This window comes from Mycobacteriales bacterium, assembly GCA_036497565.1.
Lineage (GTDB): Bacteria > Actinomycetota > Actinomycetes > Mycobacteriales > QHCD01 > DASXJE01.
Genome location: DASXJE010000018.1, coordinates 123,687 through 135,735 on the forward strand (window position 1 = coordinate 123,687; position 12,049 = coordinate 135,735).

14 protein-coding genes are annotated in these 12,049 nt (G+C 70.1%); 12 read left to right on the top strand and 2 right to left on the bottom strand.

What is annotated here, in order from left to right:
• The first annotated feature begins 2 nt into the window (after window positions 1-2).
• The 4 genes from VGH85_02030 to VGH85_02045 are packed head-to-tail and all read left to right on the top strand — an operon-like array spanning window position 3 to window position 1,801.
• Window positions 3-515, top strand: a complete 513-nt coding sequence (locus tag VGH85_02030) for an NUDIX domain-containing protein (protein HEY2172567.1) — start codon at window positions 3-5, stop codon at window positions 513-515.
• A complete protein-coding gene (locus VGH85_02035; protein ID HEY2172568.1) occupies window positions 512-1,225 on the top strand; it encodes a ribonuclease HII in 714 nt (237 codons plus the stop codon). The genes VGH85_02030 and VGH85_02035 overlap by 4 nt, the downstream gene beginning before the upstream one ends.
• Window positions 1,222-1,548 (top strand): DUF2469 domain-containing protein, encoded by a 327-nt coding sequence (locus VGH85_02040; GenBank protein ID HEY2172569.1) that lies wholly within the window; start codon window positions 1,222-1,224, stop codon window positions 1,546-1,548. The genes VGH85_02035 and VGH85_02040 overlap by 4 nt, the downstream gene beginning before the upstream one ends.
• 37 nt (window positions 1,549-1,585) lie before the next feature.
• A complete protein-coding gene (locus tag VGH85_02045) occupies window positions 1,586-1,801 on the top strand; it encodes a hypothetical protein (protein HEY2172570.1) in 216 nt (71 codons plus the stop codon).
• 7 nt (window positions 1,802-1,808) lie between these two features.
• Here VGH85_02045 and VGH85_02050 read toward each other — a convergent pair whose 3' ends face one another.
• Window positions 1,809-2,927 carry a HoxN/HupN/NixA family nickel/cobalt transporter gene (locus VGH85_02050; GenBank protein HEY2172571.1) on the bottom strand — a complete coding sequence of 373 codons (1,119 nt, stop codon included), beginning with the start codon at window positions 2,925-2,927 and terminating at the stop codon, window positions 1,809-1,811.
• 166 nt (window positions 2,928-3,093) lie between these two features.
• Here VGH85_02050 and VGH85_02055 point away from each other — a divergent pair, with 166 nt between their 5' ends.
• The 6 genes from VGH85_02055 to VGH85_02080 all read left to right on the top strand — a co-directional run bounded on the left by VGH85_02055 (window position 3,094) and on the right by VGH85_02080 (window position 9,682).
• Entirely contained in the window at window positions 3,094-3,540 is a 447-nt protein-coding gene (locus tag VGH85_02055) for a transcriptional repressor (protein HEY2172572.1), read from the top strand.
• 18 nt (window positions 3,541-3,558) lie between these two features.
• Window positions 3,559-4,383, top strand: a complete 825-nt coding sequence (locus VGH85_02060) for a class I SAM-dependent methyltransferase (GenBank protein HEY2172573.1) — start codon at window positions 3,559-3,561, stop codon at window positions 4,381-4,383.
• A 131-nt stretch (window positions 4,384-4,514) separates the two neighbouring features.
• Window positions 4,515-4,871 (top strand): YraN family protein, encoded by a 357-nt coding sequence (locus tag VGH85_02065; GenBank protein ID HEY2172574.1) that lies wholly within the window; start codon window positions 4,515-4,517, stop codon window positions 4,869-4,871.
• On the top strand, window positions 4,871-6,394 hold the full coding sequence (locus VGH85_02070) for a YifB family Mg chelatase-like AAA ATPase (GenBank protein HEY2172575.1): 1,524 nt from the start codon (window positions 4,871-4,873) through the stop codon (window positions 6,392-6,394). The genes VGH85_02065 and VGH85_02070 overlap by 1 nt, the downstream gene beginning before the upstream one ends.
• A complete protein-coding gene (gene dprA, locus VGH85_02075) occupies window positions 6,391-7,572 on the top strand; it encodes a DNA-processing protein DprA (protein ID HEY2172576.1) in 1,182 nt (393 codons plus the stop codon). Before VGH85_02070 ends, dprA begins: the two co-directional genes overlap by 4 nt.
• 316 nt (window positions 7,573-7,888) lie before the next feature.
• On the top strand, window positions 7,889-9,682 hold the full coding sequence (locus VGH85_02080) for a GAF domain-containing protein (GenBank protein HEY2172577.1): 1,794 nt from the start codon (window positions 7,889-7,891) through the stop codon (window positions 9,680-9,682).
• A gap of 62 nt (window positions 9,683-9,744) precedes the next feature.
• Here VGH85_02080 and VGH85_02085 read toward each other — a convergent pair whose 3' ends face one another.
• Window positions 9,745-10,446, bottom strand: coding sequence for a GPR1/FUN34/YaaH family transporter (locus tag VGH85_02085; protein ID HEY2172578.1), 702 nt, complete (start codon window positions 10,444-10,446; stop codon window positions 9,745-9,747).
• Window positions 10,447-10,865: 419 nt separating this feature from the next.
• On the opposite strand from VGH85_02085, the gene VGH85_02090 reads away from it, so the two are divergent.
• Window positions 10,866-11,105, top strand: coding sequence for a hypothetical protein (locus tag VGH85_02090; GenBank protein ID HEY2172579.1), 240 nt, complete (start codon window positions 10,866-10,868; stop codon window positions 11,103-11,105).
• Window positions 11,106-11,205: 100 nt separating this feature from the next.
• The coding region (locus tag VGH85_02095; protein HEY2172580.1) for a methane monooxygenase at window positions 11,206-12,049 on the top strand (844 nt) is incomplete at its 3' end.

Genomic DNA, 12,049 nt, shown 5'->3' on the forward strand with positions numbered 1-12,049 from the left:
TCGTGAGCGATGTTCTCGGTGGGCGGTCCACCCAGCCGGTCGCCCGTGCCGCGGCGCGCGTGCTGCTGCTCGACGGCCGCGACCGGGTGCTGCTGTTCCGCGGGGGCGACCCAGGCCGGCCCGGCTCGGCGCTGTACTGGTTCACCGTCGGCGGCGGGCTCGACCCGGGGGAGAGTCCGCGGGCCGGCGCCGTACGGGAGACCCGGGAGGAGACCGGACTGCGGCTCGCCGAGGACGATCTGTGCGGCCCGGTCTGGCACGAGGTCGTCGAGTTCCCCTTCGAGGGGCAGGACTACCGGCAGACCCAGGACTTCTTCTACGCCCGCGTCGAGCAGGCTGCCGAGCCGGGCTGGGCGGTCGACACCTCGGGCTTCGGGCCGGTCGAGGAGCGCAGCGTCGACGCCCATCGCTGGTGGAGCGTGGCCGAACTCGCGGCCACCCGCGAGACCTATTACCCGCCGGATCTGGTCCCGCTATTGCGCCGGGTGCTCGCCGGGGAGGTGAGCGGCCCATGATCCGGCCGCCGAGGGCCGTCGTACGCCGCGAGGTGGGCCTGTGGGCGCTCGAGTCGGCGCTGCGCCGCCGGGGCTTCGACGCGGTTGCGGGAGCCGACGAGGCCGGCCGAGGGGCCTGCGCGGGGCCGCTCGTCGTGGCCGCGTGCGTGCTGCCGGACGGCAACCGGGGCCGGGTCCCCGATCTGGCCGACTCCAAGCTGCTCTCGCCCGCCGTCCGGGAGCGGGTCTACGACGAGGTACGCCGCCGGGCGCTGGCCTGGTCGGTCGTGGTGATCCCCCCGGGTGATATCGACCGGCGCGGCCTGCATGTCTGTAACGTCGAGGGCATGCGTCGAGCCGTCGCGGCGCTTGCGCCGGCCCCCTCCTACGCCCTGACCGACGGCTTCCCGGTGGGCGGCCTCGCGATGCCCACCGTCGCGGTGTGGAAGGGCGACCGGGTGGCCGCGTGCATCGCCGCGGCGTCGGTGCTGGCGAAGGTGACCCGGGACCGGCTCATGGTCGACCTGCACGAGCGGTTCCCGTTCTACGACTTCGCCACCCACAAGGGTTACGTCACCCCGGGCCACGCCCGGGCGCTGGACCGGCACGGGCCGTGCCGGGAACACCGGGCGTCCTACGTCAATGTCGCGAGGGTGCGGGAGAATGGGCTGATGGAGGCTGCGATGCCGGTCGAAGCTGGCGCCGAGATGGATCTGGAACCCGCCCGATGAGTGCCGAGGATCTGGAGAAGTACGAAACCGAGATGGAGCTCACGCTCTATCGGGAGTATCGCGACATCGTCCGGCAGTTCACCTACGTCGTCGAGACCGAGCGGCGGTTCTACCTCGCCAACGCGGTCGACCTGCAGGTGCGCAACGCCGGGGGCGAGGTCTACTTCGAGGTGCACATGCAGGACGCCTGGGTCTGGGACATGTACCGGCCCGCCCGGTTCGTGAAGGACGTCCGGATCCTGACGTTCAAGGACGTCAACGTCGAGGAGCTGGAGAAGTCCGACCTCGAGCTGCCCGACGACCGGCCGCCCTTCCCGAACTGAGTTCCGGACCGACCCGGGCGACACCCGAGAGGACACGATGACCGGCTACCCCGACCAGCCCACCCCGACCTCCGAGGGCGACGTCTCACCCGCCGACGTGATGGGACGCAAGGCTCCGCGGGAGAAGGCTCCGGACGGCCCGGGGGAGGTGCCGGAGCGCACCGCTCCGGAGAAGCCGTCGGCAGAAGGGACCTCCGAGACGATGCCGCCGGTCGAGGGTGTCTACGACGCGGAGGCCGAGGAACCCGAGTGATCCGCGGTCAGTCCCCGATCTCCGGGACCTGCTGCAGGCCGGCCGACCATTTCTCCTCGATCCGTCCGTAGCGCCAGACCAGGAGGGCCACCGCCCAGGTCCCGACGAAGAGTCCGACGATCACGAAGCCCACGTAGTTGAGGTTGAGGTTGCCGACCGCGGCCAGCGGCCCGCTGGTGATGTGCATCTGGTCGGTCAGGATCGAGACCAGTTCGATCAGTCCGATCACGAGCGCGACGGCGACCGACAGCCCGGTGATCGTGATGTTGTAGTAGATCTTGCGCACCGGCTTGGAGAACGCCCAGCCGTAGGCGAAGTTCATGAACGACCCGTCGATGGTGTCCAGCAGCGACATCCCGGCCGCGAAGAGAATCGGCAGGCACAGGATCGCGTACCAGGGCAGGCTGAACGCCGCCGCGCCACCCGCCAGCACCAGCAGCGACACCTCGGTGGCGGTATCGAACCCGAGGCCGAAGAGCAGTCCCACCGGGTACATGTGCCATGGCTTGCGCACGGCCTTCGTCGCCCCGCCGAGGATGCGGTTCATGAAGCCGCGCTTGTCGAGGTGCTCCTCCAGGGCCGCCTCGTCGAAGGAACCCCGACGCATCCGGCGGAAGATCTTCAGGATCCCGACCAGGATCACCATGTTGATCGCCGCGATGAGCATGAGGAAGACGCCGGAGACCAGGGTGCCGATGAGACCGGTGGTCTGCTGGAGGCTCGAGGCACCGTTCTCGACCTGACCGGCCAGCGTCTTGACGCCGACACTGAGCAGGAAGCACAGGCCGAACACGACCGACGCGTGGCCGAGCGAGAAGAAGAACCCGACCGAGAGCGGGCGCTGCCCGTCGGACATCAGCTTGCGGGTCGTGTTGTCGATCGCCGCGATGTGGTCGGCGTCGAAGGCGTGGCGCATGCCGAGGGTGTAGGCGGTGATGCCGAGCCCGATGGTGAACGCGCCGGCCTTGCCCAGTGCGTAGTGGTGCGGTGCGACCAGCGCGATCAGGATGAACCAGCCCGCGATGTGCAGAAAAACCACGACGGCGATCATGGCCGCGATCCGCGACCACTCCCGGCGGGTCAAGGAGGCGCGCACCCGTTGGATCCGGGACACCGACTCCGTCATGACAGACACGAAGCTCCTCCGCAGTGGACGACCCGGCGCGCAGAAGCCTACCGTGATGCGAACAGTTCGCAAGTAGTACCTGCGAAGAAGGTGCAGGTGGCGCGGGGCGGTGGTGCTCGGCGAGACGCCGGGTTCGGACTAAGGTCCGACACACAGGGAGGTAGGAGTGGGTCGGCGGGAGCAGGGGCGGGCGCGTGCCGTGGAGGCCGCGCTGGACGCGATGCGTGCAGCCGGTCTGCGCCAGATGCCCTCGCGGGTGCTCATCGTCGAACGGCTCGCCGAGACCGACGGTCACATGTCGGCGGCCGAGATCCACCGGGACCGCGGCGACCCGTACGCCCAGGTCCACCTCGGCACCATCCACCGCGGCCTCGACGCGTTGGCGCGATCCGGTCTCGTGCATGTGGTCGACGACCACGGCACGCAACGGTTCGGGCTCTCCGTCCCGTCCCACCTGCACGCGATCTGCGACCGGTGCGGCGCAATGGTGGAGGTCTCCGCCGACGGCCTCGAACCCGTGATCGCCCGGCTCGCCGATCGAGCCGGGTTCGTCGTCCACCCGGACGGCGTCGTGCTCCGCGGTCGCTGTCGGCGCTGCGCCAAGCGCCGCTAGCCGTGTGAGAATCGCCGCGTGCAGTTCGACCCGCAGGCATTTGTGGGCACGGCGGCCTACTACTCGATCGGACGCCCGCCGTACTCCGAGCAACTGGCCGACACCATGGTCCGGGAGCTCTCGCTGGAAGGCACCGGTCAGCTGCTCGACGTGGGCTGCGGGCCGGGCGTGCTCGTGCTGGTACTGGCGCACCTGTTCGAGCAGGTCGTTGCGCTGGACCCCGAGGCCGGGATGCTGGCGGAGGGCCGGCGGCGTTGTCGGCAGGCGGGCATTGCCAACGCGCGCTGGGTGCAGGGGACGGCGGAGGACATCGCGACGCTGGGTACGGGGTCGTGCCGCGTGGTGACGTTCGGCCAGTCGTTTCATCGGGTCCGGCGGCTCGAGGTCGCCGAGTCGGTCAATGACCTCCTCGCGCCGGGCGGCTCGCTGGTCCTGATCTCCCACGCGGTCGACGGACGTCCGCGACCGGTCGACTCCGACCACCCGGAGATTCCCCACGCCGCGGTGCGGGAACTCGTCATCAGCTATCTGGGCGAGCGGACGCGCACCTACTTCGCGACCTGGAACGAGGGTCAGCCGGTGCGCTTCGAGGACACGCTGCTGAAGACCCGGTTCGGTGGCTCCCGCACGATCTACGCACCCGGACGTCCGGACCTGATCAGGGACGTCGACGCCGTGGTCGCCAACTACTTCTCGATGTCCTACGCCGCCCCGCGGCTGTTCGGGAACCGCCGGGCCGACTTCGAGGCCGACCTGCGTCGCCTGCTGTATGAGCAGTCACCCGACGGTCTCTTCTGGGACTGGCCGGGTGACACCGAGTTGGTCATCGCGATGAAACCCTGAACCAATAGGCCGTCGGCACGCCGATGTCAATCGGCTGCCCACAGCACGCCGGGCGATCCACAGGTCCGGCCGGTCACCCCTGCACCGCTCTGCACCCGGGCAGGCTGTCCGCACCGGAGAAGGGACGGCCGATGCGGGCGAAGGATGCTGTGGGCGCGTACGGCGAAAAGGTGGCGGCACGTCATCTGCAGGACGCGGGTTGCGTTTTGCTCGATCGCAATTGGCGGTGTTCCGAGGGGGAGCTCGACCTCGTCGCCGCCGACGGCGACGTACTGGTGATCTGCGAGGTGAAGACGCGGTCCAGTCTGGCCTACGGCGACCCGGCCGAGGCCGTGGTCGGGGTGAAGGCGGCCCGGATCCGCCGGCTCGCCGTGCGCTGGATGGCTGCGCACGACTCGCGCTGGCCGGAGGTGCGCTTCGACGTCATCACCGTGCTCCGGCGGCCGCGCGGGGCGGCCGCCGTGCGTCATCTGCGCGGAGCGTTCTGATGGCTCTGGCCCGTACCCACTCGGTCGCCCTGCTCGGTGTCCAGGGTCATCTGGTCGACATCGAGGCCGACCTGTCCGACGGGCTTCCCGGAGTGTCGTTGGTCGGGCTGCCCGACGCCGCCCTGGCCGAGTCCCGCGATCGGATCCGGGCCGCGATCGTCAACAGCGGTGAGACGTGGCCGTCCCGGCGGATCACGCTGGCGTTGTCCCCGGCCGATCTGCGCAAGCACGGCAGCAGATTCGACCTCGCCCTCGCCGCTGCGGTGCTTGCTGCGGCCGGCACAGTTCCGCGGGCGGCGCTGGCCGACCTGGTCGTCCTCGGCGAACTCGCCCTCGACGGCAAGGTGCGCGCGGTCCGCGGGGTGCTTCCGGCGGTGCTCACCGCGGCTCGGGCCGGCCTGGCTCGCGTCGTCGTCCCGGTCGACAACCTCGCCGAGGCGGCGCTGGTGCCGGATATCGCCGTGTGTGCGGCGCCGACGCTGGCCGATCTGGTGCGCCATCTGCGGGGTGAGCCCTGCGACGTACGGGTCGCCGAACCGCGACAGCCACCGCCGGTCGCGTCGGGGCCGGACCTGGCCGACGTCCTCGGTCAGGCGGCCGGACGTCGGGCGCTGGAGATCGCCGCCGCCGGCGGTCATCACCTGTTTCTGACCGGACCACCCGGTGCGGGGAAGACGATGCTCGCCGAGCGCCTGCCCGGCATCCTGCCGGCACTCGACACCGACGCGGCGCTCGAGGTCACGGCGGTGCACTCGGTTGCCGGGATCCTGCCGGCCGATGCGCCACTGGTCTGCCTGCCGCCGTTCCAGGCGCCGCATCACACGGCCAGTGTCGCCGCCCTCGCCGGCGGCGGATCCGGGGTGCCGCGCCCGGGCGCCGTCTCCTGCGCCCACCGGGGCGTGTTGTTCCTCGACGAGGCCCCGGAGTTCGCGGCTGGGGCGCTTGATGCGCTGCGCGAACCGATGGAGCGGGGCGAGCTGTCGATCGCCCGGGCCGGCGGGTCGTTCCGCTTCCCGGCCCGGTTCCAACTGGTCATGGCGGCCAACCCGTGTCCATGCGCTTCGGCCGCGGGCGATGCGGCGTGCCGCTGCCCGTCGGCCGTACGGCGGCGCTATCTCGCGCGGCTGTCCGGCCCGTTGCTCGACCGGGTGGATCTGCGGGTCGTCCTGTTCCCCGTCGCGCGGGCAGCCCTGCTCGACGAGGCGGTGCCCGCCGAGCCGAGCGCCGTCGTCGCGGCCCGGGTGGCGTCCGCGCGGGCCACCGCCGCCGAGCGGCTGCGGTCGACCCGGTGGAAGACCAATGCCGAGGTACCCGGCCCGGTGATGCGGAGCCGGTGGCGTCCTCCCGCCCGGGCCCTGACCGAGGCGACCCGCGCCCTCGATCGCGGCGCCCTGAGTGCCCGCGGGTTCGATCGGGTGCTCCGGGCGGCGTGGACCATCGCCGACCTGGCCGGCCGGGCGATGCCCGACTCGGGCGACGTGACCGAAGCCGTCGGCTTCCGGCTGGGCGAGGTCGCGGCATGACCTCGACGACCGCCGCGGAACTCACCCCGGAGCGTTGGGCCCGGGCCTGGCTGAGCCGGACGATCGAGCCCGGGAGCATCGCGCTGTACCGGCTGCTGGCCGAGTTCGGGCCGGTGGCCGCGGTACGACGGATCCGCGGCGGCGAGGTGCCCCCCGACGTGCTGCGTCTCGCCGACGCCCGCCGGGCCGAGGACCGGGTCGAGTCCGACGTCTCCCGCGCGGGCGAATACGGGATTCGCCTGGTCGTCCCCGGCGACGACGAGTGGCCGGCCTCCGCGGTGCATCCCCTCGAGGTGGCGACCGCGCGTGGTGGCCAGGTCGACCTCGCCCCGCCGGTGGCGCTGTGGGTGCGGGGTGAGGCGCGGTTGGACCGCGTCGTCGACCGCTGCGTGTCGATCATCGGGGCACGGGCGGCCACCGGCTACGGCCTGCACTTCGCCGGCGAACTGGCTTACGCCGTCGCCGAGCGTGGCTGGACGATCGTGTCGGGCGGCGCCTACGGGATCGACGGCGCGGCCCATCGGGGCGCGCTGTCCGCCGGCGGACCCACCGTCGCGATCCTCGCCGGAGGCCTCGACGCGCCCTATCCGACCGGTCATCGGTCTCTTTTCGACCGCATCGTCGAGGCGGGGGGACTGCTGGTCAGCGAGTGGCCGGTGGGGTCCGCACCGCAACGTCACCGCTTCCTCGTCCGCAACCGGCTGATCGCCGCGGTCGCGGTGGGGACGGTCGTGGTCGAGGCGGCCGCCCGCAGCGGGACCGCGGCGACCGCCCGCCACGTCGAGAACCTCGGGCGGTCGTTGATGGCGGTCCCGGGGCCGGTCACCTCGGCGATGTCGGTGGGCACGCATCACCTGATCCGGGATCGTGCCGCCCGGCTGGTCACGCGGGCGGCTGACGTCTTCGAGGAGGTCGGGGCGATCGGTACCGATCTTGCCGATCGGCCGTGGTCCGAGCCCGACCCGCGCGACGTCGCGGATCCGGTCGCCCGGCGGGTGCTCGACGGGGTGCCGGCGCGCCGTGGCGCGACACCGGAGCGGATCGCGGTCTCGGCCGGGATCCCGGTGGCGGAGGTGCTCCGGGTGCTGCCGGCCCTGCACCTGCAGGACCTGGTCGAACGCACCGACGCCGGTTGGCGGCTGGCTAACCGGTCACGTCACCGGAAGGACGGCGGATGAGGTCCGCGTCCACCTGTCACCACCAGACACCATCGGCGCCCTGTTTGCCCGCCTTCTCCCCGGGACCGCCCACGGATACCGCCACCACCGTCGTCGCCCGGGATGGGGGATTGACCAGATGAACGTTCACGTGTAGTTCAACGACAACGCGCGCGGCGGCCGTCTATCGTGAAAGTGCGCGACACGCCGCTCGCTGTTGTATGCGTTCACTGATAGACGCGTTCATTGGGAACCATCTCCGCAGCAACGGGGCGGCGGAGGATGTGGCGAAGAAGGTGGTGGTCTCCATGACGCCGAGTGCACGACGAGGTGCCGCATGAGCAAGGCGGACGACCTGGCAGCGACCAGGGTCCGTTTCCTGACCGCCGAGCCGACCGAGCCGAATCGCGTCCGGCCCGCCATCCTGGCGTCGTGGCGCCGGTCGCGCGACCTGAGCGTGGCGGCCGACAAGATCGAGCTGCCCTATCTGCGCGACCCCGAACTGGACACCGAACTCACCCGCAGCGCCGAGCCGGTGCTCCGCCGACTCCTTGAGCAGCTCGACGGCCAGCCGGTCAGCATCATCCTGACCGACCCGTCCGGCGTGGTTCTCAGCCGGCGGACTGCCGACTCCGACCTCGAACGACATCTGGACCGGGTGCAGCTCGCGCGCGGCTTCAGCTACAACGAGCAGTTCGTCGGAACCAACGGGATCGGGACGGCCTTGGAGGCCGGTACGGCGACCCATGTGTTCGGCCATGAGCATTACGCCGAACACCTCGAAGGGCTCGCGTGCGCCGGGGTCCCGATCCGGCACCCGATGACGGGGCGAACCCTCGGCGCGATCGACCTCACCTGCTGGCGCAAGGACGCCGAACCGTTGCTGGTGACACTGGCCAGGTCGACGGCGGTGCAGATCGAGCAGGCCCTGCTCGACGACTCCGGAATGAATGAGATGGGGCTCTTCCAGGCCTATCGCCGCACATGTCGTCGAATGGCCGGGATCGTGTTCGCCCTGACCAGCGATGCCGTGATGCTGAACGACCACGCCCGTGCCGTACTCGATCCGGCCGACCAGGCTGCGCTGCTCGCGCAGGCCGCGCAGGCCAACCAGCCCGGCGGCGAGGAGGTCGGGCGGGCCACCCGCTGGTCGTCCGGTCTCCGACTGCCTACCGGTGCGGCGGCGCAGCTCTACTACAACAAGATCCGGGTGGGCAACCAGTTCGCCGGGGTGGTCGTGCACGTCAAGCTGGGCGAGTCCACCGAGTCGTCGACCGGTGCCGCCGCACCGCGGGCGCCGCTGCCCGGGCTCGTGGGCCACGCTCCGCTGTGGCTGCGCGCCTGTCACGAGGTCGAGACCGCGTTCCGGGCCGGGGAATGGCTGACCGTGGAGGGTGAGCCCGGTACCGGCAAGCTCGCCCTGCTCCGTGCGGTGCAGCTGCGGCGGCAGCCGACTGCCCGCTTCACCGTCCTCGACGCCGCCGACGCGGGTTCCGCTCCGCACTGGATGACGACGGTCCGCGCCACCTTGCTCGAGAACGCCGGCAGCGTCGTCCTGCAGCACGTCGACGAACTCGACGGCGCCACGCTGAGGGCGCTCGCGGCCGCGCTTCAGACCGCGGGCACGGCCGACCCGGCGGGTCGGCCCTGGGTGGCTGTCACGATGACGCACTCCAGCGGAAGCAGCGATCTCGAAAGCCTGTTGCGGCATTTCCCGAGCTCGGTGGAGGTCCCGCCACTGCGGATGCACATCGACGACCTGCAGCAGCTGGTGCCGTTCTTCCTCGCACGCCTGGGCCATGGCGGCAAGGTCGCCTGCTCACCGGAGGCGATGCGGGTGCTGATGCGCGCGTCCTGGCCGGGCAACATCGAGCAGGTCCACCAGGTGCTGCACGGCGTGATCCAGCACCGGCGGGTCGGCATGATCGCGCCTGCCGACCTCCCCCCGGAGACCCAGACCGTCAGCCGGCGGCTGCTCAGTGGGCTGGAGTCGCTGGAGCGCGACGCCGTCGTGCAGAGCCTCGCGGACGCGAACGGGAACAAGGTCCAGGCGGCGCGGGCGCTCGGAATGTCGCGGGCGACGATCTACCGGAAGATCCATGAGTACGGCATCGTCGTCCCGCCGGCCTGACCGTCGCCCAGCATCCGAAGACCGGGCCGCCCCATGCGGCCCGGCCGTCGGTGAACCTCAGATCAGTGGATGACCGGCCGACCGAGTGGTATGCCCCGTCCGCCCGATGCCGTGTCGATGACACCGAGGAATATCCACGCACCGACTGCGGCGAAGGCGAAGGTCAGGTAGCCGGCGACCTTGGTCAGTGTCGCGTCACCGTTGATCGTCGCCACGATGAGGACCGCGAGGGCTGCGTCGATCACGACGAACAGCGCAGTGAATGCCAACGGCAACCGCAGCGTTCCCAGGGTGAGCAGCCCCAGTATCACCAGCCAGACGATGAGGAACATAGCCGTCGTGTGGACGATGTTCCTCAGCAGGATGCCGAACCAGTTGTGCGTCAGGCCGAGGACGAGCGCGGCATAGCTGAGCCAGAAGCCGGCGAAGATGCCGAAGATGCTGGCCACGGCGGTCTGACCCAATGACGCCGCCCAGACGGTGCTCAGAAGGAGACCGAGCCCGGTCGCGGCGAAGATGATCGGAATCGCGGCGCCAAGCTGTGGGACGTAGTTGATCAACGTGAGTGCCAGGGCGACCGACCCGGCGACGAAGACCGGCACCCCAACGGCGGCCGGGTTCCCCCCGAAGAACGCCGTGGAAGGAGCGGGTGCGGCCGCTACCTGCCCGGCCTCCGGGGCCTCGACCTGGTCCGACGCATGCTTGGCCGCGCCGTTGGTATGCGGCGTGGGGTGATCGGCGGTGGTGTCTGTACTGGACGACATGGCAACTCCCTTGCGAGTGACGCACGGATGCGCATGAGGGCGGCTCCCCCGTCCTGGCCGACCCATGTGCGACAGACCCCACCCGACCGGCTCGGCGAAACGGAGTGCCGGCGACCAATGTCTGGCGCTGCTCTTACTTTCGCTGTCCGCGCACCGTCAATGTGGTCCACATGCTGGATTTGCGGTGTCTCATTTTGAGATGGCGGCGACCGGTGGTCGCAGAACGCCGTCCGCCATCGCCACATTGCCGGACATCTGCCCTTTCTCGACACGCCGAGCCGGGAAAGGGACGGTGTCTCAAAATGAGACATGTTGCCGGCGGCGGACCTGAGATTGTCTCCGACACCGGTGGCGAATGGGGCCACACTGGCGAGCGCGGAGAGATCGTTCGCGGACGCCAGATGGACGGAGTTGCCGCGATGGGTGCTGAAGATGTCGAGACCTACAACCCGTGGACCGTCGTCAACCTGGTCTTCACCCACCTCGCCGATGAGGGACTGCACCCGGTGCTCGGCGAGAGCGGCGACCCAGGTCCGCCGGCCAGGGCCCTGCTGTCCGCGCTCGGGATCGAACCGGCCGCCGAGGGGAACCGTCAGGTCATGGAGGACGTGCGCGCGCACCTGGAAGAGATCAGAGCCGTCGTGTTCGAGGAGGGCTGAGGGCGGGCGAGCGGGCCCGGTGTCTCATTTTGAGACCTTCGAGCGGCCCGGCAGCGAGTCTTATGGACGATGAAGGCCCAGATCACGCGGAGGGGTGGCAATGAGTCGACAAAGTATGGCCAAGGCCCACGAGAAGATTCAGGAATTGGCATGGGAGCCGCGGTACCACACGCCGGTATCGCAGTACGGCACCGACTACACGTTCCAGAAGGCGAAGAAGAAGGACCCGCTCAAGCAGGTCCTGCGGTCCTATTTCCCCATGCAGGAGGAGAAGGACCACCGCGTCTACGGCGCTGAGGACGGGGCGATCCGGGGCAACATGTTCCGGCAGGTCCAGGAGCGCTGGCTGGAGTGGCAGAAGCTGTTCCTGTCGATCATTCCGTTGCCGGAGATCTCGGCCGCACGGGCGATGCCCCTGCTGTTCAACACGGTGCCGAACCCGGAGCTGCACAACGGGCAGGCCATCCAGATGATCGACGAGGTGAGGCACTCGACGATCCAGCAGAACCTCAAGCGCCTCTACATGAACAACTACATCGACCCGGCCGGCTTCAACTCGAGCCTGCGCAACTTCCAGAACGACTACTGCGGCTCGATCGGCCGGCAGTTCGCCGAAGGCTTCATCACCGGTGACGCGATCACCGCGGCGAGCATCTACCTCACGATCGTCGCCGAGACGGCGTTCACGAACACGCTGTTCGTCGCCATGCCGGCCGAAGCGGCCGCCAACGGCGACTACCTGCTGCCGACGGTGTTCCACTCGGTGCAGTCCGACGAGTCGCGCCACATCAGCAACGGCTACGCAACGCTGCTCATGGCGCTGTCGGACGAGGGCAACCACCAGCTGCTCGAGCGGGACCTGCGCTACGCATGGTGGAACAACCACCGCGTCGTCGATGCCGCGATCGGCACCTTCATCGAGTACGGCACGAAGGACCGCCGCA

Excerpts from the sequence above, each read along its gene's own strand:
- VGH85_02035 (HEY2172568.1), top strand. The coding sequence starts at position 512 with ATGATCCGGCCGCCGAGGGCCGTCGTACGCCGCGAGGTGGGCCTGTGG.
- VGH85_02040 (HEY2172569.1), top strand. The coding sequence starts at position 1,222 with ATGAGTGCCGAGGATCTGGAGAAGTACGAAACCGAGATGGAGCTCACG.
- VGH85_02045 (HEY2172570.1), top strand. The coding sequence starts at position 1,586 with ATGACCGGCTACCCCGACCAGCCCACCCCGACCTCCGAGGGCGACGTC.
- VGH85_02050 (HEY2172571.1), bottom strand. The coding sequence starts at position 2,927 with ATGACGGAGTCGGTGTCCCGGATCCAACGGGTGCGCGCCTCCTTGACC.
- VGH85_02065 (HEY2172574.1), top strand. The coding sequence starts at position 4,515 with ATGCGGGCGAAGGATGCTGTGGGCGCGTACGGCGAAAAGGTGGCGGCA.
- VGH85_02070 (HEY2172575.1), top strand. The coding sequence starts at position 4,871 with ATGGCTCTGGCCCGTACCCACTCGGTCGCCCTGCTCGGTGTCCAGGGT.
- dprA (HEY2172576.1), top strand. The coding sequence starts at position 6,391 with ATGACCTCGACGACCGCCGCGGAACTCACCCCGGAGCGTTGGGCCCGG.
- VGH85_02080 (HEY2172577.1), top strand. The coding sequence starts at position 7,889 with ATGAGCAAGGCGGACGACCTGGCAGCGACCAGGGTCCGTTTCCTGACC.
- VGH85_02085 (HEY2172578.1), bottom strand. The coding sequence starts at position 10,446 with ATGTCGTCCAGTACAGACACCACCGCCGATCACCCCACGCCGCATACC.
- VGH85_02090 (HEY2172579.1), top strand. The coding sequence starts at position 10,866 with ATGGGTGCTGAAGATGTCGAGACCTACAACCCGTGGACCGTCGTCAAC.